21 protein-coding genes are annotated in these 24,424 nt (G+C 64.8%); 8 read left to right on the top strand and 13 right to left on the bottom strand.

Going from position 1 to position 24,424, the window contains the following annotated elements:
* Positions 1 to 10 precede the first annotated feature (10 nt).
* The 4 genes from phnY to GB927_RS08490 all read left to right on the top strand — a co-directional run bounded on the left by phnY (position 11) and on the right by GB927_RS08490 (position 5,995).
* Positions 11 to 1,465, top strand: a complete 1,455-nt coding sequence (gene phnY, locus GB927_RS08505; RefSeq protein WP_256116283.1) for a phosphonoacetaldehyde dehydrogenase — start codon at positions 11 to 13, stop codon at positions 1,463 to 1,465.
* 266 nt (positions 1,466 to 1,731) lie between these two features.
* Positions 1,732 to 2,742 (top strand): putative 2-aminoethylphosphonate ABC transporter substrate-binding protein, encoded by a 1,011-nt coding sequence (locus tag GB927_RS08500; protein WP_439655484.1) that lies wholly within the window; start codon positions 1,732 to 1,734, stop codon positions 2,740 to 2,742.
* Between the two features lie 80 nt (positions 2,743 to 2,822).
* Positions 2,823 to 3,986 (top strand): putative 2-aminoethylphosphonate ABC transporter ATP-binding protein, encoded by a 1,164-nt coding sequence (locus tag GB927_RS08495; protein ID WP_256116281.1) that lies wholly within the window; start codon positions 2,823 to 2,825, stop codon positions 3,984 to 3,986.
* A 2-nt stretch (positions 3,987 to 3,988) separates the two neighbouring features.
* Positions 3,989 to 5,995: a putative 2-aminoethylphosphonate ABC transporter permease subunit gene (locus GB927_RS08490; RefSeq protein WP_256116965.1), complete on the top strand. Its 2,007-nt coding sequence runs from the start codon at positions 3,989 to 3,991 to the stop codon at positions 5,993 to 5,995.
* Positions 5,996 to 6,142: 147 nt separating this feature from the next.
* Here GB927_RS08490 and GB927_RS08485 read toward each other — a convergent pair whose 3' ends face one another.
* Complete coding sequence (locus GB927_RS08485; RefSeq protein WP_256116280.1) at positions 6,143 to 7,159, bottom strand: GlxA family transcriptional regulator; 1,017 nt, start codon at positions 7,157 to 7,159, stop codon at positions 6,143 to 6,145.
* 183 nt (positions 7,160 to 7,342) lie between these two features.
* Between GB927_RS08485 and GB927_RS08480 the strand changes: the two genes are divergently transcribed.
* Together GB927_RS08480 and GB927_RS08475 are read left to right on the top strand one after the other, a co-directional pair.
* The gene (locus GB927_RS08480) at positions 7,343 to 8,125 is read left to right on the top strand and encodes a DeoR/GlpR family DNA-binding transcription regulator (RefSeq protein WP_256116279.1); all 783 of its coding nucleotides are present in this window, start codon (positions 7,343 to 7,345) and stop codon (positions 8,123 to 8,125) included.
* 88 nt (positions 8,126 to 8,213) lie between these two features.
* Positions 8,214 to 10,664, top strand: coding sequence for a GcvT family protein (locus tag GB927_RS08475; protein WP_256116278.1), 2,451 nt, complete (start codon positions 8,214 to 8,216; stop codon positions 10,662 to 10,664).
* Positions 10,665 to 10,667: 3 nt separating this feature from the next.
* Here GB927_RS08475 and prmB read toward each other — a convergent pair whose 3' ends face one another.
* Entirely contained in the window at positions 10,668 to 11,585 is a 918-nt protein-coding gene (gene prmB / locus GB927_RS08470; RefSeq protein WP_256116277.1) for a 50S ribosomal protein L3 N(5)-glutamine methyltransferase, read from the bottom strand.
* A gap of 106 nt (positions 11,586 to 11,691) precedes the next feature.
* Here prmB and GB927_RS08465 point away from each other — a divergent pair, with 106 nt between their 5' ends.
* The gene (locus GB927_RS08465) at positions 11,692 to 12,480 is read left to right on the top strand and encodes a pseudouridine synthase (RefSeq protein WP_256116962.1); all 789 of its coding nucleotides are present in this window, start codon (positions 11,692 to 11,694) and stop codon (positions 12,478 to 12,480) included.
* On the opposite strand, the gene GB927_RS08460 is transcribed toward GB927_RS08465, so the two are convergent.
* The 5 genes from GB927_RS08460 to GB927_RS08440 form a co-directional block, all read right to left on the bottom strand.
* Positions 12,477 to 14,501, bottom strand: coding sequence for a dipeptide ABC transporter ATP-binding protein (locus GB927_RS08460; RefSeq protein ID WP_256116276.1), 2,025 nt, complete (start codon positions 14,499 to 14,501; stop codon positions 12,477 to 12,479). The genes GB927_RS08465 and GB927_RS08460 overlap by 4 nt on opposite strands.
* Position 14,502: 1 nt before the next feature.
* Complete coding sequence (locus tag GB927_RS08455; RefSeq protein ID WP_256116275.1) at positions 14,503 to 15,390, bottom strand: ABC transporter permease; 888 nt, start codon at positions 15,388 to 15,390, stop codon at positions 14,503 to 14,505.
* Complete coding sequence (locus tag GB927_RS08450) at positions 15,387 to 16,340, bottom strand: ABC transporter permease (protein WP_256116274.1); 954 nt, start codon at positions 16,338 to 16,340, stop codon at positions 15,387 to 15,389. The genes GB927_RS08455 and GB927_RS08450 overlap by 4 nt, the downstream gene beginning before the upstream one ends.
* Positions 16,337 to 17,002: a dimethylsulfonioproprionate lyase family protein gene (locus tag GB927_RS08445; RefSeq protein WP_256116273.1), complete on the bottom strand. Its 666-nt coding sequence runs from the start codon at positions 17,000 to 17,002 to the stop codon at positions 16,337 to 16,339. The genes GB927_RS08450 and GB927_RS08445 overlap by 4 nt, the downstream gene beginning before the upstream one ends.
* A 71-nt stretch (positions 17,003 to 17,073) precedes the next feature.
* Positions 17,074 to 18,597 (bottom strand): ABC transporter substrate-binding protein, encoded by a 1,524-nt coding sequence (locus GB927_RS08440; protein ID WP_256116272.1) that lies wholly within the window; start codon positions 18,595 to 18,597, stop codon positions 17,074 to 17,076.
* A gap of 108 nt (positions 18,598 to 18,705) precedes the next feature.
* On the opposite strand from GB927_RS08440, the gene GB927_RS08435 reads away from it, so the two are divergent.
* Complete coding sequence (locus GB927_RS08435; RefSeq protein WP_256116270.1) at positions 18,706 to 19,584, top strand: LysR substrate-binding domain-containing protein; 879 nt, start codon at positions 18,706 to 18,708, stop codon at positions 19,582 to 19,584.
* Positions 19,585 to 19,587: 3 nt separating this feature from the next.
* On the opposite strand, the gene GB927_RS08430 is transcribed toward GB927_RS08435, so the two are convergent.
* From GB927_RS08430 to ada, 6 genes are all read right to left on the bottom strand, one after another.
* A complete protein-coding gene (locus GB927_RS08430) occupies positions 19,588 to 20,391 on the bottom strand; it encodes an alpha/beta fold hydrolase (RefSeq protein ID WP_256116268.1) in 804 nt (267 codons plus the stop codon).
* A gap of 131 nt (positions 20,392 to 20,522) precedes the next feature.
* Positions 20,523 to 20,849, bottom strand: coding sequence for a DUF1236 domain-containing protein (locus tag GB927_RS08425; protein ID WP_256116267.1), 327 nt, complete (start codon positions 20,847 to 20,849; stop codon positions 20,523 to 20,525).
* A gap of 175 nt (positions 20,850 to 21,024) precedes the next feature.
* Positions 21,025 to 21,246 (bottom strand): hypothetical protein, encoded by a 222-nt coding sequence (locus GB927_RS08420; protein WP_256116266.1) that lies wholly within the window; start codon positions 21,244 to 21,246, stop codon positions 21,025 to 21,027.
* Positions 21,247 to 21,332: 86 nt separating this feature from the next.
* Positions 21,333 to 22,574, bottom strand: a complete 1,242-nt coding sequence (locus GB927_RS08415) for a tetratricopeptide repeat protein (protein WP_256116265.1) — start codon at positions 22,572 to 22,574, stop codon at positions 21,333 to 21,335.
* Between the two features lie 42 nt (positions 22,575 to 22,616).
* A complete protein-coding gene (locus GB927_RS08410; RefSeq protein WP_256116264.1) occupies positions 22,617 to 23,282 on the bottom strand; it encodes a hypothetical protein in 666 nt (221 codons plus the stop codon).
* Positions 23,283 to 23,319: 37 nt separating this feature from the next.
* On the bottom strand, positions 23,320 to 24,402 hold the full coding sequence (gene ada / locus GB927_RS08405; protein WP_256116262.1) for a bifunctional DNA-binding transcriptional regulator/O6-methylguanine-DNA methyltransferase Ada: 1,083 nt from the start codon (positions 24,400 to 24,402) through the stop codon (positions 23,320 to 23,322).
* Positions 24,403 to 24,424 lie beyond the last annotated feature (22 nt).

The following is a 24,424-nucleotide window of genomic DNA, read 5'->3' as shown; positions in this document are numbered from 1 at the left end:
GGAGCGAATGATGACCAAGGTCGAAACGACATTCGCGATCCGCCACGAACCGATGCGGATCGCCGGCAAGAAGGTCGATACCGAAGGCGTGGTCGAGGTGCACTATCCCTGGAACGATGCCGTCATCGGCACCGTTCCGGCGGGCAATGCCGAACATGCCCGCAAGGCCTTCGAGATTGCCGCCACCTACCAGCCGAAGCTGACGCGCTACGAGCGGCAGCGCATCCTGCTCAAGGCGGCCGAATTGCTGGTCGCCCGCAAGGAGGAAGTGTCCGATCTCATCACGCTGGAGCTCGGCATTTCCAAGCAGGACTCGCTCTATGAAGTGGGCCGCGCCTTCGATGTCTTCACGCTTTCCGGGCAGATGTGCATCCATGACGACGGCGAAATCTTCTCCTGCGACCTCACCCCGCACGGCAAGGCGCGCAAGATCTTCACCACCCGCGAGCCGCTGACCGCCATTTCGGCAATCACGCCCTTCAACCATCCGCTCAACATGGTGGCGCACAAGGTGGCGCCGGCCATCGCCACCAACAATTGCGTGGTGCTGAAGCCGACGGAACTGACGCCGATGACGGCGCTGGTACTGGCCGACATTCTCTATGAAGCCGGCCTGCCGCCGGAAATGCTCTCCGTCGTCACCGGTTGGCCGGGCGATATCGGCATGGAGATGATTACCAACCCGAATTTCGACCTGATCACCTTCACCGGCAGCGTGCCGGTGGGAAAGCTGATCGCCTCGCATGCGCATTACAAGCGCCAGATCCTCGAACTCGGCGGCAATGACCCGCTGATCATCCTCAACGACCTATCGGACGACGATCTCGCCAGAGCCGCCGACCTCGCGGTGGCGGGTGCGACGAAGAATTCCGGCCAGCGCTGTACGGCCGTCAAACGCATCCTCTGCCAGGAGCGCGTCGCCGATCGCTTCGTGCCGCTGGTGCTGGAGCGGGCGAAGAAGCTCCGGTTCGGCGATCCGATGGACCGCAAGACGGATCTCGGCACGGTCGTGCATGCCAAGGCCGCGGAGATATTCGAACGCCGCGTGCACAAGGCGGCGGAGGAGGGGGCGGAGATCCTGTACAATCCGGGCCGGCAGGGCGCCCTGCTGCCGCCGATCGTCATCGACCGCGTCTCGCATGCAAGCGAGCTGGTGATGGAGGAAACCTTCGCGCCGATCATCCCGATCGTCCGCGCGCCGGATGACGACGATGCGCTGATCGCGCTTTCCAACTCGACCGCCTTCGGCCTCTCCTCCGGCGTCTGCACCAACGATTTCCGCCGCATGCAGAAATACATTGCGGGGCTGAAGGTCGGCACGGTGAACATCTGGGAAGTGCCTGGCTACCGCATCGAGATGTCCCCCTTCGGCGGCATCAAGGATTCCGGAAACGGCTACAAGGAAGGCGTCATCGAGGCGATGAAGAGCTTTACCAACGTCAAGACCTTTTCCCTGCCCTGGTGATCTAGGTAAACCCCTGCGAGATCACCCTTTCTGGGAGCTGCCTTCGCGCGGCTCCCTTTTTTCGTTGCCGAAAAGGACCGTTTTCGCGGCCCGTAACCTATAGATTCTACCTTCCGAACGATAAGAATAATAAATTTTACTTACCGAAAACCCCTGCGCAGAATGCCTCTCGAAGCCGATCATCAAAGGGCGACAGCTAGATCACCCGCCGCGCTTCCCCGGTTTTTCCAGGCCTTCAGAGGAGATTTTCAATCATGAACAGACGCATGCTTTTTCTGCTTGCCGGCGCCATGTCCGCCGTCTTTCCGACCATTGCCTTCGCCCAGAGTGAACTCACCGTCTACACCGCCGTCGAGGCCGTCGATCTCGATCGCTACAAGGCGACCTTCGAGAAGGCCCACCCCGACATCACGATCAACTGGGTGCGCGATTCCACCGGCGTCATGACGGCAAAGCTGCTCGCCGAAAAGGACAATCCGCAGGCCGACGTCGTCTGGGGGCTGGCCGCGACGTCGCTGCTGCTCCTCAAGACCGAGGGCATGCTGGAAGGCTATGCGCCGAAGGGCGTCGAGGCACTCGACAAGAAATTCGTCGACAAGGACAACCCGCCGAGCTGGGTCGGTATGGACGCCTATGTCGCGGCCCTCTGCTACAACACCGTGGAGGGCGAAAAGCTCGGCCTCAAGGCGCCGACGAGCTGGGAAGACCTGACGAAACCGGAATACAAGGGCCATATCGTCATGCCGAACCCGGCCTCCTCCGGCACCGGCTTCCTCGATGTCTCGGGCTGGGTGCAGATGTGGGGCGAGGAGAAGGCCTGGTCCTTCATGGACAAGCTGCACGAAAACATCTCGGCCTATACCCATTCCGGCTCGAAACCCTGCAAGATGGCGGGCGCCGGCGAAGCGGTGATCGGCGTGTCCTTCGAGTTCCCCGGCGCCAAGGCGAAAAGCGCCGGCGCGCCGATCGACATCATCTTCCCCTCCGAAGGCTCGGGCTGGGAAGCCGAGGCGACGGCGATCATCGCCGGCACGGCAAACCTCGAGGCCGCAAAGACCCTGGTCGACTGGTCCGTCACCAAGGAAGCCAACGAGATGTACAATGTCGGTTACGCCGTGGTCGCCTATCCGGGCGTCGCCAAGGCAGTCGAACACCTGCCGTCCGACATCGCCTCCAAGATGATCGAAAACGACTTCGAATGGGCCGCGAACAACCGCGCCACCATCCTGAAGGAATGGCAGAAGCGCTACGACGCCAAGTCGGAACCGAAGAGCTGAGATCGATCGGCCGGGCGGGGCGCCAATCGCTCCGCCCTTCGCATTCTCGAAACGTGCCTGACAGCCAGCGGAGCTTGCAGATGAGACATGCCATGTCGATCGAACCGACACCCACGAGCATTCACCGCGCGCCCGGAGAGGCGGCTTCCTATCTCGAAATCACCGATCTCTGGAAGAGTTATGGCGATTTCGTAGCGCTGCGCGACATTTCCCTCAGTATCGCCAAGGGCGAATTCGTCTGTTTCCTCGGCCCTTCCGGCTGCGGCAAGACGACCCTGCTCCGGGCCATCGCCGGCCTCGATCTCCAGTCCCACGGAAAAATTCTCCAGGGCGGCCGCAACATTTCAAGCCTGCCGGCCTCCAGCCGCGATTACGGCATCGTCTTCCAGTCCTATGCGCTCTTCCCCAACCTGACGATCGAACAGAACATCGCCTTCGGCCTGGAAAACGCCGGCCGCTCCCGGGCGGAGATTACCGCGCGCGTCACGGAACTCCTGGAAACGGTCGGCCTTTCGGCGCATGGCAAAAAATATCCCGCCCAGCTTTCCGGCGGCCAGCAGCAGCGCATCGCGCTTGCCCGCGCCATCGCCATTTCCCCCGGCCTGCTTTTGCTCGACGAGCCGCTATCGGCGCTTGATGCAAAGGTGCGCGTGCACCTGCGCCACGAGATCAAGTCGCTGCAACGCAAGCTCGGCGTCACGACGATCATGGTGACGCACGACCAGGAAGAAGCGCTCGCCATGGCGGATCGCATCGTGGTGATGAATCACGGCGTCATCGAGCAGGTCGGCTCGCCGACCGAAATCTACCGCCATCCGAAAACCCTGTTCGTCGCGGACTTCATCGGCGAGACCAACCAGTTTCCCGCGAAAGTGCTGCCTGACGGCCAGGTCGAGATCGGCCATTCGGCCTTCCGCTGTCTGACGGAGGATTTCGCGACGGGCGACACCGCGACCTCCGTCGTGCGCCCGGTCGATATCATTCCGCATGGCGCCTATGCGCATGCCGTCAACGCCATCGACCGGCCGACGACGCCGCAGAACCTCATCGATGCCGAAGTGCGCGAGATGGAATTCCTCGGCATGTTCTGGCGCACGCGGCTGACGGCCCCGCGGCTCGGCGAGCGCACGCTCGTCGCCGATTTCTCCGTCAACGCGGTGCGCCGGCTGCAGATCGAGACGGGCGGCGTCATCCAGGTGGAGATCCCGCAAGACCGCCTGCTGCTCTTTCCGAGGGGGGCATGACGATGACGCTTGCACTCGACTTCGCCCCGCCCGGCAAGCGCGTCCGGCAGGAATCCTCGCGCGACGACCGCATCAAGCTCGGCTTCATGGCCGTCATCGGACTCTACCTGATCATCGCACTTGGCGCGCCGCTCGCCGTCATGCTGTCGAAATCGCTATCGACCTACCGCTTCGACCTCGCCGCCTTCGAATTCCAGGTGAGCGACGAGACGGGCGCCAACTGGGGTCCGGTCGTCACCGCGGAGGCGCTCAACCAACAGCTCGGCGCCATCACGGATGAGGAGCTCGACAGCAGTTCCGACGGCCGGCTTGCCGCCACGAAATTCTTCCCGGACTTCAGCTTCCGCAGCCCCGTCCAATACCGCATCCGCGGCACGAGCGCCGACACGGCTTTCCTCGCGGGCTCGACGCTGGAAAAGGGCACGGAATGGCGGGAATACGATTCCGGCACGTTCCGGCGCGTCGTTCTGCGACCGGCAAGCAGCCTCGGCCTGGAAAACTTCAAGACCTATTTTTCGACGCCGGCCCTTGCCCGTTCCATCTACAATTCGGTGCTGATGGCGGCGATCAGCACGGTGGTGACGATCTCCATCGCCTTCGCGCTCGCCTATGGGCTGACGCGAAGCTGCATGCCGCTGAAGGGCCTGTTTCGCGGCATCCTGACGATCCCGATCCTCGTGCCATCGCTGCTGCCCGGCATCGCTCTCGTCTACCTCTTCGGCAACCAGGGTGTCTTCAAGGACTGGCTGATGGGCTACTCCATCTATGGTCCGATCGGCATCGTCATCGGCTCGGTCTTCTTCACCCTGCCGCACGCCTTCCTGATCATCCTGACCGCGCTCTCCGTCGCCGATGCACGGCATTACGAAGCGGCGGCCTCGCTGAAGGCCAGCAAATGGCGCACATTCACCACCGTCACGGTGCCGGGCGCGCGCTACGGCCTCGTCTCGGCCGCCTTCGTCGTCTTCACGCTGGTCATCACCGATTTCGGCCTGCCCAAGGTAATCGGAGGGCAATATGGCATGCTCGCCGTCGACATCTACAAGCAGGTGATCGGCCAGCAGAATTTCGAAATGGGCGCGGTCGTCTCCGTCATCCTTCTGGTGCCGGCCATCCTCGCCTTCGCCGTCGACCGGCGCATGCAGAAGCGCCAGGTGGCGTTGCTCTCCGCACGCGCCGTGCCCTATTCGCCGAAGCCCAACGCCCGGCTGGACGCGATCTGCTTTGCCTTCGCCTGCCTCGTCAGCCTGTTCATCCTCGGCATGATCGCCATGTGCCAGATCGCGGCGCTGGTGAAATTCTGGCCCTACGACCTGACGCTGACGACAAAGAATTTCGCCTTCGACCTGATGGATGGCGGCGGCTGGGCGGCCTATGGCAATTCGATCCAACTCGCCCTCCTGACGGCGCTGTTCGGCTCGCTCGTCGTCTTCGCCGGCGCCTATATGGTGGAAAAGGCGGATGGTTTCCGCCTCGGCCGCGGCATCTTCCATTTTCTCGCGATGATGCCGATGGCCGTGCCGGGCATGGTGCTGGGCCTTGCCTATATCTTCTTCTTCAACAATCCGGCCAATCCGCTCAACGCCATCTACGGCACGATGACGATCCTCGTCGTCTCGACGGTGACGCACTTCTACACCGTCGCGCACCTGACGGCGCTGACAGCGCTGAAACAGATGGACCCGGAATTCGAATCCGTGGCGGCCTCCCTCAAGCAGCCGTTCCACCGGCTGTTCTTCCGGGTCACCGTGCCGGTCTGCCTGCCGGCGATCCTCAACATCGCGATCTATCTCTTTGTCAATGCGATGACGACGGTCTCGGCGGTTGTCTTCCTCTACGCCACGGATACGAAGCTCGCTTCCGTCGCCGTGCTCAACATGGACGATGCCGGCGATATCGCCCCGGCAGCGGCCATGGGCATGATGATCTTCTACACGAATGTCGCCGCCAAGCTGATCCACGCGCTGATCGCGCGCGGCCTGCTGGCCCGCACCCAGGCCTGGCGATAGCACACGGCCCATGCCGGGTGCTAGAGCATTTCCGGTGAACTTCGGTTCACCGGAAATGCTCTAGGTTTTTGTTTTTGCCGCATTATCCGACGCCCAAGCGATGCCGCTTCGGCTGGAAATGCTCTGGAGCACCCGGCACCTTCCCTTTCAGGCAACGCGTCGCTCCGGCCGGTCGAGCCGGCGCCGTTCCGTTTCCGCCATCCGCGTCTGCTGCGGCGTGCAGCCATAATGCTCCCGGTAGGTCCGCGAGAAGTGCGAGGCGGTGGAAAAGCCGCAGGCCATGGCGATCTCGATGACGGGCAGCGACGAGTTCTGCAGCAGCAGGTGCGCCCGTTCCAGACGCATGTCGAGATAGTAGCGCGCCGGCGACCGCCCCATTTCACGGCGGAACAGGCGCTCCATCTTGCGCCGGGAGAGACCGGTTGCCGGCGAGATGTCGGCGAGCTTCAGCGGCTCGGATAGGTTGGCCTCCATCTGCTCGATGACCGCGATCAACACCGCATTGTCGATGCCGAGGCGCGCCTGAAGCGGCAGGCGCTGGCGCTCACCGGCCGGCCGCACGCGCTCGCAAAGTGCCATCTCACAGATGCGGTTGGCGATATCCTGCCCCAAATCGGCCTCGACGATACCGAGCATCATGTCGAACGGCGCATTGCCGCCGGCACAGGTAAAAAGATCGCCGTCGATCTCGAACGCCGTCTGGCGGGCATCGACCGCTGTAAACCGTTCCGAAAAGTCCGGGAAATGCTCCCAGTGCACGGCCGAACGGCGCCCATCGAGCACGCCGGCCCGCGCGAGGCTGTAAAGCCCGCCAGCAATGCCTGCGAGCGGAACGCGGCAGCGCCGGCAAAGCCGCAGCCAGCCTTCAAGCGCCCGGTCGGACGGCGGCACGGCGCGTCCGCCGCAGATGACGACGCGCGGATGCCCGGCCTGGTGCAGCCGGTCGCGCGCCTCGGCGAGCGAACCATCGGCCGCAAGGCGCGAGCCGCAGCACGATTGGACCGGCCCGCCATCCCCCGTCACGATCCGCCAGTCATAGACCACCCGGCCGGCCGCTTCATTGGCTAGGCGCAGCGCCTCGGTCGCCGCGGAAAAGGCATGCAGCGCATAACCATCGAGCAGATAGAAGGTGAAGCTGCCGGTCTGTGCACATGCCTGTTGCATCGTTTTCCTCCCAATGCGGTATGGGCGAATAATGCAAATAATAATTACATTTTGCAACATATTTGGACGTGGAGAGGGCGCTTTCGGCCGAATTTCCTGCGCTGCAAAGGCGTCAAACCGCCACAAATCGAGGATTTTCCCGCCCTGCTTGTCAAAGCGACAAAAATGATCGCAGATAGGACCATGTCAGAGTCTCAAAACACCCGCGCCCTCGCGCCCCGCCGCCATGGCGAGATTCTTCGCCGCCTCGCTGCGGATGGAACGGTGAGCATCACTGCGCTCGCCGACTTCTTCGACGTGTCGCGGCAGACGATCCGCCGCGACCTCAAACACCTGGCGGACCGCGGCCAGCTCGATCTCGTGCACGGCGGCGCCACGTTGTTCGAACCGACCGAGGCGGCGTTCACGGAACGGCGCGAAGAGAATGCCGGGGCCAAGGCCGCAATCGGCCGCACGGCTGCGGATCTGGTGCGCGACGGCATGGTGGTCTTCCTCGATTCCGGCACGACGACGCTCGCCGTCGCGCAGGCGCTGATCGAGCGCAAGAACCTGACAATCTGCACCACGTCGCTGTCCATCGCGCTGCTGATGTGCCGCCAGCCGCTGGTGCGCGTGCACATGCTCGGCGGCGAGATCGACCCGGTGGAGGAGGCCGCCGTCGGCATTGATGCGCTGGAGGCGATCAGCCATTTCCGGGTGGATGTCGCCTTCCTCGGCGGCGGCGGCCTGTCGCCGGACGGCGAGGTGACGGATTTTACCCGCAGCGGCGCCGAGCAGCGCTCGCGCATGGCAGCACTGGCGGGAAAAGCCTATTTCGTACTCGACAGTTCCAAGTTCGGCCGCCTGACACCGCTGCGTATTCCGCGTTTCGAACTGGCCGCCGGGGTCATCGTCGACCGCCGTCCACCGGAGGCGATCTGCGAGGCGCTGGAGCGGAAAGGGCCGAGCCTGATCGTCTCGACGTGAGATAATGTAATCTTTTGTAACTTTTTGTCTTGTTATCTGCCGGCACCTTGTTACAGTGCGGCCTTCCATGGTTCCGGGAGGTCGTCACATGGCACAGGATTTTCCAACACAGGCACAGGTCGTCATCATCGGCGGCGGCATCATCGGCTGTTCGGTCGCCTATCACTTGAGCAAGCTCGGCTGGCGCGATGTCGTGCTGCTCGAACAGGGACAGCTCAGCGGCGGCACCACCTGGCACGCGGCCGGTCTCGTCGGCCAGTTGCGCAGCCATGCCAACATGACGAGCCTCATCAAATATTCGACGCAGCTCTATAGCGAGCTGGAGGCCGAAACCGGCCTCGCCACCGGCTGGAAGAATTGCGGCTCCGTTTCCGTGGCCCGCACCGCCGACCGCATGACCGTGCTGAAACGCACCGCCGCCTCGGCCCGCGCTCAGGGCGTCGACATCGAAGTGATTTCGCCGAAGGAGGCGCAGGACCTCTGGCCGGTCATGGCGATCGACGATCTCGCGGGCGCCGTCTGGCTGCCGGGCGACGGCAAGGCGAACCCCACCGACCTCACGCAATCGCTCGCCAAGGGCGCGCGCAACCGCGGCGCTCGCATCTTCGAACGCGTGCGGGTGACCAGCATCACGACCAGGAACGGCGCCGTCACCGGCGTGGAAACCGACCGCGGCGCGATCGCCGCCGAGATCGTCGTCAACTGCGCCGGCCAGTGGGCGCGCAAGGTCGGCCAGATGTGCGGCGTCTCGGTGCCGCTGCATTCGGCCGAGCACATGTATATCGTCACCGGCAAGATCGAGGGCGTGCATCCTGACCTGCCGGTCATGCGCGATCCGGACGGTTACATCTATTTCAAGGAGGAGGTCGGCGGCCTCGTGATGGGCGGCTTCGAGCCGGAGGCCAAACCCTGGGGCATGGCGGGCATTCCGGACGATTTCGAATTCGCCCTCTTGCCGGATGATTGGGACCAGTTCGAGATCCTCATGCAGAGCGCGCTGGAACGCGTGCCGCAGCTCGCGACCTCCGAGGTGAAGAAGTTCTACAACGGCCCCGAAAGCTTTACCCCCGACAACAACTTCATCCTCGGCGAGGCGCCGGAGCTGAAGAACTTTTATGTCGGCGCCGGCTTCAACTCGATGGGCATCGCGAGTGCCGGCGGCGCGGGCCGAGCACTGGCGGAGTGGATCGTCAACGGCGCGCCGACCATGGACCTCTGGCCGGTCGATATCCGCCGTTTTGCCGGCTTCAACAACAATCCGCGCTGGCTGCACGACCGCGTCAAGGAAACGCTCGGCCTGCACTATGCCATGCCCTGGCCGAACCGGGAGCTCGACACCGCGCGGCCCTTCCGCCGCTCGCCGCTCTACGACCGGCTTGCCGCAAAGGGTGCCTGCTTCGGCTCGAAAATGGGCTGGGAACGCGCCAACTGGTTTGCCGGCGAAGGCGAGACGCCGGTGACGGACTATGCCTTCGGCCGGCAGAACTGGCACGATGTCGTGAAGCGCGAGATGGCCGCGACGCGCGAGGCCGCCGGCCTCTTCGACCAGACCTCCTTTGCAAAACTCCTCGTGCAGGGGCGCGATGCCGCCGCGGCGCTGAACCGCATCTGCGCCGCCGAGATCGACGTCGCCATCGGTCGGTCGATCTATACGGGCCTCTTGAACGCGCGCGGTGGCTATGAAAGCGACCTGACGGTGTTGCGCCTTGCGGCAGACCGCTTTCTCCTCATCACCGGCTCGGCGCAGGCGGTGCATGATGCGGACTGGATCCGCAAGAACATTCCCGCCGACGCCCATGTCACGCTGACCGATGTCACCTCCGCCTATGCCGTGCTGGCACTGATGGGGCCGCGATCGCGCGACATTCTCGGACGCCTCACCTCCGCGGACCTCTCGAACGAGGCCTTTCCCTTCGCGACCGTGCGCGAGATCGATATCGGCTATGCCACAGCCTATGCCAACCGGATGACCTATGTCGGGGAACTCGGCTGGGAGCTGATCGTGCCGACGGAATTCGCCGTCGGCGTCTACGAGGCCTTGCAGGAGGCGGGTCGTGACTTCGGCCTTATGGATTGCGGTTATTACGCGCTGGAAGCACTGCGGCTGGAAAAGGGTTTTCGCGCCTGGAGCCGGGAATTGACGCCGGATATCAACCCTTACGAGGCGGGTCTTGCTTTCGCGGTCTCGCTCGACAAGCCGAGCGGCTTTATCGGCCGGAAGGCGCTTGTGGAAGCCAAGGCCAATGGCACCCCGACGCGACGCATCGTGCAGTTCACGGTCGACGATCCATCGCCCATGCTGTGGGGTGGCGAGCTGGTGCTGCGGGATGGCAAACCGGTCGGCGAAGTGCGCTCGGCCGCCTATGGCCACACGCTCGGCCGCGCCGTGGCGCTTGGCCTGATCGAACATCCGTCCGGCGTCGACAAGGACTTTTTGACCAGCGGCCGCTTCGAGGTCGAGTTGGCCGGCGAGCGCTTCGCGGTCACGGCCTGGCTTTCGCCGGCCTATGACCCGAAAAGCCTGCGGGTCAAGGCGTAGCGATCACGCAACGCCCAGCGCTTCGGCGGAAATCCAGAACACCGCGTCCTGGGATTCCGCCGTTTCCAGCCAGAGGAACTCCAGATGGGGGAATTCCTCTTCCAGGATTTCCCGGCCCGAACCGATCTCGCAGATCATGCCGCCGCCGGGATTGAGGTGATCGCCTGCTGTCGCCAGGATCTGGCGCACGAGATCGAGCCCATCCTCGCCGCCGTCATGCGCCATCTGCGGTTCGGCGCGGAACTCCGCGGGGAAAGCGCCGAGCGCGGCGTGGTCGACATAGGGCGGGTTGGTGATGATCAGGTCGTATGTCCGGCCGGCAAGCGGCGCGAAGAGGTCGCCTTCATGCAGGGTGACCTGATCCTCCACCTCGTGTTCCGCGAGGTTCAGCCGCGCCACGTCCAGCGCGTCGGCGGAGAGATCCACCGCATCGACCGCGGCATAGGGGAAGAACTTCGCCGCCAGCACCGCCAGGCAGCCGGAGCCGGTGCAGATGTCGACGGCACTGATCACCGCCATCGGGTCGGGCAGGAAGGACGAACCCGGCGAATTCACATATTCATTGAACAGGATCTCGCCGATATGCGAGCGCGGCACGATCACCCGCTCATCGACAAGGAACCGCACGCCCTGGATATAGGCGCGGCCGGTGATGTAGGCGGACGGTTTGCGGGTCGTCACGCGCGTCTCGATGCGCTCGGCGAGCAGCTTGCGTTCCGAGGGCAGCAGCCGGGCATCGAGGAAGGGATCGAGCGCATCGATCGGCAGGTCCAGCGAATCGAGCAGCAGGAAAGCGGCATCGTCGCCGGCGGTCGTCGTGCCGTGGCCGAAGCTGAGGTCGGCGGCGTTGAAGCGGGAAATCGCATAGCGCCAGTAATCGCGCAGCGTCACGAATTCGCGGGTAATATCGTCCTGGGTCAACGCACTCTCACTTATTTGCTAAGACGGTGCTTTAGAATCAGAAAGGCCGGCGGGTCAACCGATCCCGGGACATATGGCAGGTTTCAAGGACGGCGTCATGAAGGACATCCGCAAGCGGCAGAAACCGGCCGCCGGTCAAAAGGTCGAGCCGGCGCCGGGCGGCAAGCGGGTCACGCTGCCGCGCGCGCTCTCCAAGCTCGGCTATTGTTCGCGCACGCAGGCCGAGGAGCTGATCCTGGCGGGACGGGTGGTGCTCGCCGGCCGCCTGGTCACCGATCCGGCGACCTGGGTGGACCTTTCGAACGCCGTGATCGCCGTGGATGGCAAGCCCGTCGCAGCGGAAGAGCGGGTCTACCTGATGCTCAACAAGCCGCGCGGCCTCGTCACCACCCGGCACGATCCGGAAGGCCGGCCGACGGTCTACGATTGCCTGAAACAGCTCGACCACGCGCATCTTTCGCCCGTCGGCCGTCTCGACAAGGCGAGCGAAGGCCTGCTGCTTTTTACCAACGACACGGAATTCGCCCAGGCGCTGCTCGATCCCGAAACCCATGTTTCGAAGACCTATCACGTCCAGATGGACAGCCTCGCCGACGACACGCTTCTCGCCGCCCTGCAGGCCGGTGTGCGCCATGACGGCGAGTTGTTGCGCGCGAAAAGCGTGCGGAAACTGCGCGAAGGCGACAGGAACTCCTGGCTCGAAATCGAGCTCGATGAAGGCCGCAACCGCCAGATCCGCCGCATGCTGGAGGCGATGAACATCGCCTGCCTGCGGCTCGTGCGCGTCTCGATCGGCAATCTCGCGCTCGGCGATCTGGAAAAGGGTGCGGTCCGGGCGCTAGAAGACGGCGAGGTCGAGGGCCTGCGCCGACTCGTCGCGTCCCGTATTAGCTAGACCACGGCGGCCGGCCGTTTTTCCACCGGCGGTGCCGCGCGGGTCGCCAGTTTTTCGACCGGCACATGGCAGCGGATGAACCCGCTGCCGGTCGCCTGCACCGGCGGCCGCGTCTCGGCGCAGACGCTGCCGACCTGCCGGGGACAGCGGCCGGCGAGCGGGCAGCCGATGCCCGGCACCGGCTTCGAGGCCGGCATGGCCGGCGGGCGGGAGACATAATGGTCCTTGCTGAGGCCGGGTGCCGCTTCCAGCAGCATCTCGGTATAGGGATGCAGCGGTGCCGCGAGCAGGGTTTCGGTCTCGGCCAGCTGCATCAACTCGCCGCGATAGAGCACCGCAACCCGGTCGGCAAGTTGCTGCACGACGGCGAGGTCGTGCGAGATGAACAGCATGGCAACGGCGTGTTTCTCCTTGAGGGAGCGCAGCAGTTCGACGATGCGCGCCTGCACCGAGACATCGAGCGCCGACAGGATCTCGTCGCAGATCAGCAGTTTGGGATTGACCAGCAGCGCGCGCGCAATCGCGATGCGCTGCCGCTCGCCGCCGGAAAGCTGCTCTGGGAACCGATCGAGATAACCGGCATGCAGGCCGACATTTTCGAGCACGCCTTCGAGCGTCTTCACGTCGGCCTTGATGCCGAAATGGTCGAGCGGGCGCTCCAGGATCGCCCGGATGCGGCGGCGGGGATTGAGCGAGACGTCGGGGTTCTGGAAGATGTACTGGATCTGCCGCAACTGCTCGACCGAGCGGCTTTTCAGCGCCGGATCGAGCAGGCCGCCATCGAGGCTGATCAGGCCCGCACGCGGCGGCAGGCGGCCGCTGATGGCGCGGGCAATAGTGGATTTTCCGCTGCCGGATTCGCCCACGAGCGCCACCACCTCGCCGGCCCGCAGTTCGAGATCGATGTCACGCACCACGGATGGGCTGGTGCGGCCGAGGAGTTTGTCGAAAAGGCCCGGTTTTCGGTAGGTAAGATCGAGGTCGGCGATCGAGAGCAGGCGCTCCGGCTTGGCCGTGGCCTTGGCGTCGAGCCGCGGCTTGACGGCCGGTGTCTCCGGCACCGCCGACTCCCGCCATTTCATGCAGGCGACAGTGCGGGTCTCCGCCACTGGCTCCAGCACCTGCGGCGTGCTGCGACAGGCGGCGCTCGCAAAATCGCAGCGCGGCTCGAATTTGCAGCCGGTGGACATCTGGTCGCGGCGCAGCACGCCGCGCAGGCCGCGCGCCTGCCGTTCCGTGCCGGCGACGGTCGGGATCGAGGCGATGAGGCCGCGCGAATAGGGATGCGCCGGTGCCGCCAGCAATTGATCGCAGGGCGCGACCTCGACGAGCTGGCCGGCATACATGACGCCCACCCGGTCCGCGATCTGGGCGAGCAGCGCGAGGTCGTGCGTCACGTAGAGCATCGCCATGCCGATGCGGCTTCTGAGATCGCCGAGAAGCTGGATGATCTGGCGCTGCGTGGTGACATCGAGGCCGGTCGTCGGCTCGTCCAGCACCAGCAGGTCGGGATTGCAGGCGACCGCCATGGCAATCGTCACCCGCTGCTGCTGGCCGCCGGAAAGCTCGTGCGGATAGCGATGGCCGACATCCGGCAGGCCGACCAGCGCAAAAAGCTCGGCGATGCGCGCCTGCATGCTCATGCCGGGCGGCAAGGCCTTGTGGGTGGCGATCATCTCGCGGATCTGCGAGCCCACCCGCATGCCGGGGCTGAGCGAGGTCGTCGGGTTCTGCGGCACCAGCGCGATGCGGTTGCCGCGCATTCGTCTGAGCGATTTCGCGTCGAGTTTCAGCAGGTCGGTGCCGTCGAACAGCACCTCGCCGGTCTGCACCAGGCTGTTGACGGTGCCGTAGCCAAGCAGGCGATAGGCGACGGTGGACTTGCCGCAGCCGGATTCCCCGACGAGCCCGAAGGCCTCGCCGCGGGCGATCTCGAAGGAGACGCCCTGCACGACATTGGTCCAGCCGGCGGGGCTGCCATAGGCGATGTTGAGATTGCGGACTTCGATGAGTTTTTGCATTTTACGCTCCCGCGACGGCCCGCTGGCCGAGCATACGCGACAGGCCATCGGTGAACAGGTTGAAGCCGATGACGAGGGAGGCGAGGCCGAGGCCCGGGCCGAACACCGTCACGGGCGAGGCGATCAGCAGGTTGCGGTTCTCGCTGATCATCAGGCCCCATTCCGGCGTCGGCGGGCGAATGCCGAAACCGAGGAAGCCGAGCGCGCCGATGAGGATGGGCGCATAGCTGAGGCGCAGCGAGAACTCGACCAGCAGCACATTGGCGGCATTCGGCAGGATTTCGCGCCAGACGATGGACCAGGTGCCTTCGCCGCGCAGCTCCGCCACGGCGACATATTCGCGCGTCGCGATCTCCATGGCGGCAGCGCGCGCGATGCGGGCGATGCGTGGCGCATAGACGAGGCCGACGACGAAGACGATGAGAACTGGCTCGCCGGCAAGCGCCGGGCCTGCGGCGATGATCATGACCAGGGCGAGCGCGAGGAAGGGAATGCTGATCATCGCCTCGACGATGCGCTGGGTGATTTCGTCGAACCAGCCGCCGATATAGCCGGAGAGAAGACCGAGCGCGGTGCCTGCGACCATGCCGAGAATGGTGCCGGCAAAGGCGAGCAGCAGCACGATATGCGCGCCATGCATGAAGCGGCTGAAAACGTCGCGGCCGATCTGGTCGAGGCCCATCGGGTGTTGCCAGGAGGCGCCGGAGAGCGGCAGGCCTGCGCCCATTTCGGCAAAGCCGTAGGGCGTCCAGAAGACACCGATGATGGCGAAGAGCGCGTGGGCGAGAAGGATGATCGCGCCGACCTTGAAGGGACCGGGCGTGGCGCGCCAGCGCGCGGCATCGAATCCGGCAAAGCGCTTGGCGGGGGAAGAGGTGATCGTGCTCATCGGCTTGCCCTCAGGCGCGGTTGCAGCAGGATGGCGAGAACGTCCGCCACGAGATTGGCAGCGACATAGACGGCGGCGCTGATCATCACGGTCGCCTTGATCAGCGGAATATCGCGCAGTTGCAGCGCATCGATCAGCAGCGTGCCGAAGCCCGGATAGGAAAACACCCGCTCGACGATGACGACACCGCCGATGAGAAAGCCGAGGTTCAGCGCCGTGACGTTGAGCGCCGGCACGATGGCGTTCGGCAGGGCATGGCGGAAGAGCACGGCGCGGGGGCGCAGGCCCTTCAATTCCGCCAGGCGCACATAGTCCGAGCGCAACACCTCGATCAGGCTGTCGCGCAGCACGCGGATGGCATAGACCGCCATCATGATGGCGAGCGTGACGGCAGGCAGCACCATGGCGCGCAGCGTCTCCTGCCAGGTGCTGGCCTCCGAGATCGTCGCCAGCGCCGGCAGGATCGGCACGGCGACGGCAAACAGGAAGAGCAACATCGTCGCCAGCAAAAAGTCCGGCAGCGAGAGCAGGATGAGCGTGATGACCGAGATGACGTTGTCGACGGCCTTGCCGCGGTTCGTCGCCTGGATGATCGCCGGAACCAATGCCAGCACGAGATAGATCACGAAGGCGAAGAGCGAGAGCAGCAGCGTGTTGACAATGCGGGGGCCGAGCACGTCGGCGATCGGACGGCCGGTGGCGATCGACACGCCGAGATCGCCGCGCAGGAAATCCCCGAGCCAGTGGAAATAACGCACCAGCGCCGGCTGATCGAGGTGGAGCTGGCTGCGCAGCACCTCCAGCGCCCTTGCGGTCGCGTCACGGCCAAGGATGCGGGTGGCAACGTCGCCGGGAAGCGCCTCCAGGATCAGGAAGATCAGGACCGAGACGAGAAGCAGGGTCAGCGCGGAGAACAGGATTCTGCTGGCAAGCAGGCGAAAAACGCTCATGTCGCATCCAATCCCACGGAAATGAGGGCGGCGTCCGCCGTCACGGTGTCGGGAATGAAGGCGGCATCGGTCTCGAGGTCGCCCTCCCAGATGTAGAGCAGCACCAGGGGCCGCTCGGCCGCAAGCGTCGCATGGGGCAGCCACGGCGGGTGGTGGATGATTTCATCGATCCCGCGCCGGGTCCAGTCCGCCGTACCCGCCCGCCAGAAAGAGGGGGCGGTGACGGTATAGTAGAGCTCGTCGGCGGGGTGGTGATGCAGCGGATAATGCGTCTTCGGCCCCAGGAACATCAGCCCGAAGGCGATATCGGGATCCTCAATCAGCGTCGGCGGGCCACCCTGCGGGCCGCAGATGACGCCGTAACCGTAGTTCGCGCCGAAATCGCTGCTGGGCGGGTTGGCGAGATAGCTGGTGCTGCGGGTAATGTGGACGGCCGGCAGGAGGGCGGCAAGCGCCCGGGCAAGCGGCGTTTCGGTCGCTGCGAGTTCGGTCTCGCAGGCCGCCTGGATCGGCACGCGGGCCGGCACCACGTCGCGAATGGGCGGCAGGCGCTCGGCAAGGCGGCGGAGCCGGGCGGCATGCGACCGCGAGACGGGCCGCGCGTCCTGCTCAAGCGCATCGGCGAAACAGATGAGGAAGGTGGTCAGGGCGGAAGTGGTCATGCAGCTATCCTCTTCCACGGGGCGGATTGCCCCGTGGATGCGGTTGTCTTGGGCTTGGGTAAAATGGGCGGTTACTCGCCGCAGCTCAGGTTCGCATAGTCGATGCGGTTCACGTCGACATTCGGCTGGTAGCCGGTGCAGCCCTTGCGCAGGCCTGCGACGACGGAGGTGAAAACCGGCAGGATCATGCCGCCTTCATCGGCGACGATGCGCTGGGCATCGCGGTAGAGCACGTTGCGCTGCGTCTCGTCTGCCGTCTGCCCGGCCTTGACGACCAGCGCATCGAAATCGTCACGTTTCCAGTGCGTCTCGTTCCATTCGGACTTGCTGTTCAGCGACAGCGTCAGGGCTTCGGCCGGCGGGCGGGCGCTGGTGTAGGAAATGACGGCCGGCTTCTTCAGCCAGATCGTGTCCCAATAGCCTTCGGCCGGCGAGGTGATGACATTGACGCGGATACCGGCGGGTGCCGCCATCTGGGCATAGACCTGGGCAAGCAGCATCATGCCGGGATAGGAATCCGACGTGTAGAGATCGAAGTCGATGCCATCCGCGTGACCGGCCTCGGCGAGCAGCGCCGTGGCCTTCTCGATATCGGCCGTCTGGGCCGGTGTGCCGAGGCCGAGCGGCGAGGAGAGCGGGATCGGCGTATCGCCGCCGACCTCGCCATAACCGAGCAGCACGGTATCGACGATCTTCTGGCGATCCATCACCAGCTTCATCGCCTGGCGCACCCTGACGTCGTCGAAGGGCGGCGTATCCGTCCACACCGCGAGATAGAGCGAAGTCGCCCCGGGCGTGGCGGCAAGCTCCACGGCGGGATTGTCCTTCAGCGTGATGAGGCTCGCCGGATCGACCGTCAGCGACAGGTCGACCGTGCCGGACAAGAGCGCGGAAAGACGGGAGGTCGGCTCCAGGCTGGTGGTGATCTCCAGGCAATCGGCTTTCGGCAGGCCGGCGCGCCAATAGGCCGGGTTGCGTGCCATCACACGCACCGCGCCGTTGATGGTGAAGGTCTCCTGCACGAACGGGCCGGTGCCGTTGCCCTTGACGCGCAAATCCTCCGCTTTGGCCCCTTCGGGCACCATCAGCGCATATTTGGTGGCGATCAACATCGGTAGCTCGACGACGGGCTGCTTCACCTTGAAGCGCACCGTGTGGTCGTCGACGGCGGTGATGCCGTCTGCATCGAGGAAGGCGAGGGTGGAAAAACCGCCCGGCGAGATCGCGGGGTCGAGCAGGCGGCGATAGGAGTAGACGACGTCCTTGGCGTCGAAATCCGAGCCGTCGTGGAACTTCACGCCCTTGCGCAGATGAAAGGTCCATTCCGTCGCGTCGGCATTGGCTTCCCAGGATTCGGCAAGCACCGGCACCGGCTGCATCGTGTTGCTGCGGTCGACAAGCGGCTCGTAGACCGCGCGGATGTGGTAAACACTGTCGGTGCCGATCAGCGCTGCCGGGTCCATCGTCTGCTTTTCGCCATCGGATTCGTAGCCGAGCACGCGCACGCAGCTTTGCTGGGCGAAGGCGGCCGTCGAAAGCGCGCAGGCGGCCATGGCCACGGCGAGCGCCGTGATTCTCAGAAGATCTCGTTTCATTTCGGTTCCCCGTTTTCGGATTATGGCGGGAGTATGAAAACGGGGCGCCCGGCTTGCAAACGATTAGAATTAACGTCTACATGAGTAAAATTCATATGGGTTGCAAAAATGGTCCGGCGAATCCTGCCGCCCCTGACGACGCTGCGGGCCTTCGAGGCGGCGGCGCGGCTCCTGAGCTTCAAGGCGGCCGCCGAGGAGTTGCGCGTCACGCAATCCGCGATTAGCCATCAGGTTGCCTCGCTGGAGCGCAATCTCGGCACGCCGCTGTTCCTTCGGCTGCCCGGCCGCGTGGAACTGAGCGAGGCGGGCGCGATCTACTTTCCCGTCGTGCAAGACGCGCTTGACCGGATCGCGCTCACCACGGACCTCATCCGCCAGACCAACACGCCGGCCGCGCTGACGGTGCAGGTCTATGTGACCGTCGCCGTGCGCTGGCTGATCCCGCGGTTGCAAACCTTCAAGGAAGCCTCGCCCGAAGTCGCCGTCAGCCTCGATGCGAGCCTGCTCGACTGGGAGTTCAATCCCGACCGCGCCGATATCGGCTTCATCTACACCCGCACGCCGAACCGGCCGAACCTGACCTATACGCTTTTGCGCCGCGAGCGGCTCGTCGGCGTCTGTTCGCCCGCCATCGCCAAGGCGATCAAGGCGCCGGAGGACCTTCGGCATTTCTCGTTCCTCGCCGTCAGCGGCACCACCGAGGACGCCGCGACCTGGGCAGCGAGCGTTGGTGCCACCGCCCACTCGCAAAAATCCTCGCCGCTCTTCGACAGCAACCTGCTCGCCATCGAGGCGGCGATCAACGGGCAGGGGCTCGTCGTCGTGCCGGCCTTCCTGGTGGAAGGCGATATCGCCAGCGGCGCGCTCGTCGCCCCGCTCGCCTCCGACGTCATGCAGCCCGGCGGCTGGTATCTCGTCCATTTGGAGCGGCGCGGCAACGAAAAGGCGCTGCGCAAATTCGTGCAATGGCTCCAGAGCCAGGTGTAAGCCTCAATCGATCCGGTCAAGAAAATCGAGAACCGCGCGGTTGAACAACTCCGGTCGTTGCAACGGCGCGAAATGGCTGACGCCGGGGAGAACCACCAATTCGGCACCGGGAATGGTGCGGGCCAGATAATCCGCATGGTCGCGCCGGATAAATTCGTCGTTCTCGCCGATCACCACGGCGACGGGCACTTTGATACCGGCGAGCTGCTCGGCGCTGTAGTTCGGCTCGCTCTCCATCATGTGCGATACGTCGGCCACGAATGTCTCGAAATCGTGCGGCGTCGCAGACAGTGCCTGATAGTCCTGCCGGTGGCGGCTGAAGCAGCGGTCGATTACCGGTGTCGGCTTGAAGGGAAGCGCGCCGCTCGGGTCCATGTTGCAGGCAAAGAAAAACACGCCGGAGACGCGTTGCGGGTGCTTGTCGGCAAGGATGAGCGCCGTGCAGGCACCATCGCTCCAGCCGACGAAGCTCGCCGTTTCAAGGCCAAGATGATCCATCACCGACAGCACGTCGCCCGCCATGCGGGCATAGCCGAACGGCACGGCATCGCGCGTGCTGTGGCCATGGCCGCGACTGTCGACCACGACGACCATGCGGCCGGACTGCACGAGCGCCGGCACCTGATAGCCCCAGTTTCCGGCATTTCCCAATCCGCCATGCAGCAGGATGACGGCCGGGCCGGCGCCATGGACGGCATACCAGATGCGCGCACCGTCATTCGCGACAAAACCTTCTGCGGTGGAGGCCGGGAGCGGCGGCGCGCCGTCCCTCTCGAACATCACCAGCTCGTCATCCGTCCCCTGCATGGGTGCCTCCTTGTCCTTCAAGGCAAGGACGATCGCATGGGCGGCTTTCCGACAGCTTGTGAGAAAAGACAAAGACAAAGACAAAGCCCGGCGGAGACCGCCGGGCTTTGTCAATTATTCCAGCACCTGAATTATTCCAGCACCTGGATGACCGTGCGCGTTTGCGGGTCCACGATCACCCGCTGTTCGTTGACGACCGTATAACCATAGTCGGAATGGCCATCGACGCTGTGGATTTCCACGGTGTCGGGCATCACCCGGCCGATCAAGACGTCACCTTCATAGCTGGCCGAGGGAACCTGCTGTTCCAGGACGTAGGTGCGAACTTCACCCGGCACGACGACCGTCGATTCCGTGGTCACCGGGTCGGTCTGCTGAATAATGACGGTATCCTGCGCATAGGCCGTTGCCGACAGGGTCAGAAGCGCCGCCGTGGCAAGAATGAGCTTGGTCTTCATCGTCGTTCTCCTCTTTTGGATGCAGAAGAAACGACAATGTCCGCCTACGGTTCCCCGTAACCGTCATCTCCGGCGAAACCGATGCTCTAGAAACGTGCAACGGGAGGGTCGTAAAACCCTCCCGTCGTCTCGATGTTTGTCGATCCTGACCGGACGTTCGCCGATCGCGCCGGTCTTAGTGACCGTCGAAATGGCCGGCCGAAAGGGCCGGGGCCTGCGCGACCTTCACGGCGAAATTGATGCCATTGATGACGGGCGCACCCGTCGAGCGGATTGCATTCGCCTTCAACAGGGCGTCCTGGCCGAGCGCTTCGATGGGCTCGACGGTCTTCGCATCGAGGTCGATCATGTAGAGAGCCGCATCGCCTTCCACGCCGATCACAACGGTATTTGCCATATTGCTTTCCTTTCTCTCGGGTTGCCGAAGCTTTTCGCGGGATCGCGAAAAGGCTCCATCTCTTTGTTTTCTCGCACCACTTAGTGCTAGAAACCTGCTTTCTTCAGGCCGGTCCGGTACATGTCCTTCTGCCACCGCTCTTTGATCGGAATGGCGGCGAGCCATGTTTCCAGGTCGAAATCCGGATTGAGCTGAAGCACGCGCCGACGCTCGGCGGCGGCCTCCTGCACATTGTCGAGCATGCCCCAGGCGGCAGCGGCAAGGCGCGCGGCAGGGGCGGAAACCTTCATGCGCTGGACGAAGTCGATCGCCTCCTCGTATCGTTCGAGGAAGAAGCAGGCGCCGGCAGCACTCCAGAGATAGGTGTCCGGCGGGATGAAATTGAGCGCAAGCGCCCGCTCGATGGTCGCCAGCCCCTCCAGCGGGCGGGAGGCGTGCACGAGCGAGTCCGCAAGACTGTAGATGGCATCCGCATAGTGCGGGCCGAGGCTGACGGATGTCGAAAGCGCCTCGACGCTCTCCTCGACTCCGCCCTGGTAGAGACGCGCGACGCCCCGCTCGCGATGGCCGAGCGGCGAAAGCGGGTTCTGTCGGATGGCCTCGCATGCCGCATTTTCGGCGGCCTGCAACAGCGCCTGGTCATCGCGCCCGCGCAGCAGCCATTCCATGGTGAACGTGCGCGACAGCCCGCTCAGCGCCGGGGCAAAATCCTTGTGCTCCTCCAGCGCCTGCAAAAAGGCTTCTCGCGCCCAGAGGCTATCGGCGAGCGTCACGGCCTTCAGCCGGTCCAGACCGCGGAGATAGAGGTGGTAGGCGCGGGCGTTTCGCACATAATCGGCGTAGAACACCTCGTTGCGCTCAAGCTCCTGCGCGAGCTGCACCGTCACCGCCCGCGCGATTTCCCGGCGCTGATCCGGCAGGACCGCGACGTGCAGCGCGTACCGCGCCGCCCAGATCATCGTGTCGGAGGGCAGGAAGACGAGCTGAAGCAGCAGGCCTTCCGGCGTGCTGCGCGCGTCCAGGATATATTGGACCTTGTTGCGCTCCAGATGGTCGAGCCAGTCGGGCTCGTTGCGCAGGCAGCTTGCGGTATGGGGCGCGACGACGGAAACGGTGCGCATGGCGCACAGGCCCATGGTGATGTCGTCGATGAGCGCACGGGCGAGCGCGACCTCGGCGGCCTTCGCCTTGCGGGTCAGTGGCGGCAGGAGGGCGATGCGCGGGTTCGGCAGGAACTGGTTGGGCGCCTCAAGCGGCGCACCGGCAAAGGACGCAGGCCCCGTCGAGCGGGCGGCGGAATGCTCGGGACCAAGCGGGTAAGCCGGCATGCGACACGGCCCTTTGTCACGATAGGTGAAGTTGAATTAGAACTATGCTTCAACTTCCGGCAATCCGCAATCCACGATGGCAGCCGGCCCGCAATTTTCCAACGTCGGATGGAAGACAGGCTTGTAACCGGCACTGAGCGCCCCAACCGTAGAGGGTGGTGTCAGCAGCCCATCGGCGCTGGCGAGGTGCTGCGGCGCGGCATATCCCTCCACCGTCCAGCGATAGGCAAGGCCGCCCCGAAGCGTAAACGCTTCCGTTCCGCGCGCGACGACCGCCCCGTCGGGCAGTGCCGCCAACGGCCCGGCGATCGGATGCACGCGTTTGCGGCGACGGGCGACGCGCTCGGCATGGAGCACGGCGTCCATCACGCCGGCCAGGGGCGGCGCTTCGCCCCGCGCGGCGGCCCAAGAGGCGCGAAAACCTTCCGCAGCCTCCCGCCGGCAGAAGAAGCAGGGGCGATGGCCGGCGGCGAGGGCCACGGCCTCGTCGAGGAAGAACAGTTCGGTCCAGCTCCGCCCGCCCATCACCGCGCGGCGGCGGCCTTTATATTCGCAGACGCAGATCAGCCAGGCCTTGCTCGACCAGCGCTTGGTGAGAAGGGTTTTGGTCGCCGGATCGTGGATGATGCCGCGATTGCCGGTGAACAGGCCGCGTTGCGGGAGGGCGACGATCTCGCCGAAGGGCGTGACACGGTTTTGCAGGGGCATGGCGTTTTCCTGGCGCACTCGAACCACCACCATAACCTTAAATCGACGGCGCTGCCTCCCGCTCCAGCAGCACCCGCTTGCGCTCGACACCCCAGGCATAACCGGAGAGCGCCCCGTCGGTGCGCACCACGCGGTGGCAGGGAATGGCGATGGCAAGCGCATTCGCCGCGCAGGCGCCCGCCACCGCGCGCACCGCTGTCGGCGACCCGATGCGCCGCGCGATCTCGGAATAGGAGATTCGCGCGCCGGCCGGAATTTCCTGCAGCGCCTGCCAGACACGGCGCTGGAACGCCGTGCCGCGCACATCGAGCGGCAGGTCCAGCCCGATGCCGGGATTTTCGACGAAGCCGACGACGCGGGCGACCAGCGCCTCATAGTTCTTGTCGGCGCCCACGAGGCGGGCTTTCGGAAAACGATCCTGGAGATCGCGGACCAGCACATCCGGATCGTCACCGAGCAGGATTGAGGCGACGCCCTTCGTGCTGGAGGCGACGAGGATCGCGCCGAGCGACGTCTGGCCGACGGCAAAGCGGATCGCCTCGTCGGCACCGCCCGCGCGATATTGCGTCGGCGTCATGCCGAGCATGCCGGTGGATTTTTCGTAGAACCGTCCGCTGGAATTGAAGCCGGCATCGTAGATCGCCGCGGTGACGCTGTTGCCGGTTTCGAGGCCCTCGCGAACCTTCTTCGCCCGGTCGGCGGCGGCATAGGCCTTGGGCGTCAATCCGGTCGCGGCCTTGAACACCCGGTGGAAATAGCCGGCGCTGCGGCCGACCGCCTCCGCCAGCGCCTCCAAGGCCGGCTCCTCCTCGCTGTCCTCGATGATCCGGCAGGCGCGCGCGACGAGCGCCGCATTCTCGCTTTCGAGCGACGGCCCCTCGGGATTGCAGCGCTGGCAGGGCCGGAAGCCGGTCGCCCGTGCGCTTTCCAGCGTGTCGTGCAGCATCACGTTGCGCGGATTGGCCCGGCGGGACGGGCAGGAGGGGCGACAATAGACGCCGGTCGTCGCCACCGAATACCACAGGCGCCCATCGGCCGCCTTGTCGCGGGCGACGATGCGCGCCCAGCGCGGATCGTCCGCCACGGGTGACAGGGGTTGCGTGGATGCAGATCGGGTCATCGTCTTAGCCTTCCTGAACGGA

This window comes from Shinella lacus (assembly GCF_010994755.1).
GTDB lineage: Bacteria > Pseudomonadota > Alphaproteobacteria > Rhizobiales > Rhizobiaceae > Shinella > Shinella lacus.
This window is presented reverse-complemented; position numbering and strand designations above follow the sequence as displayed.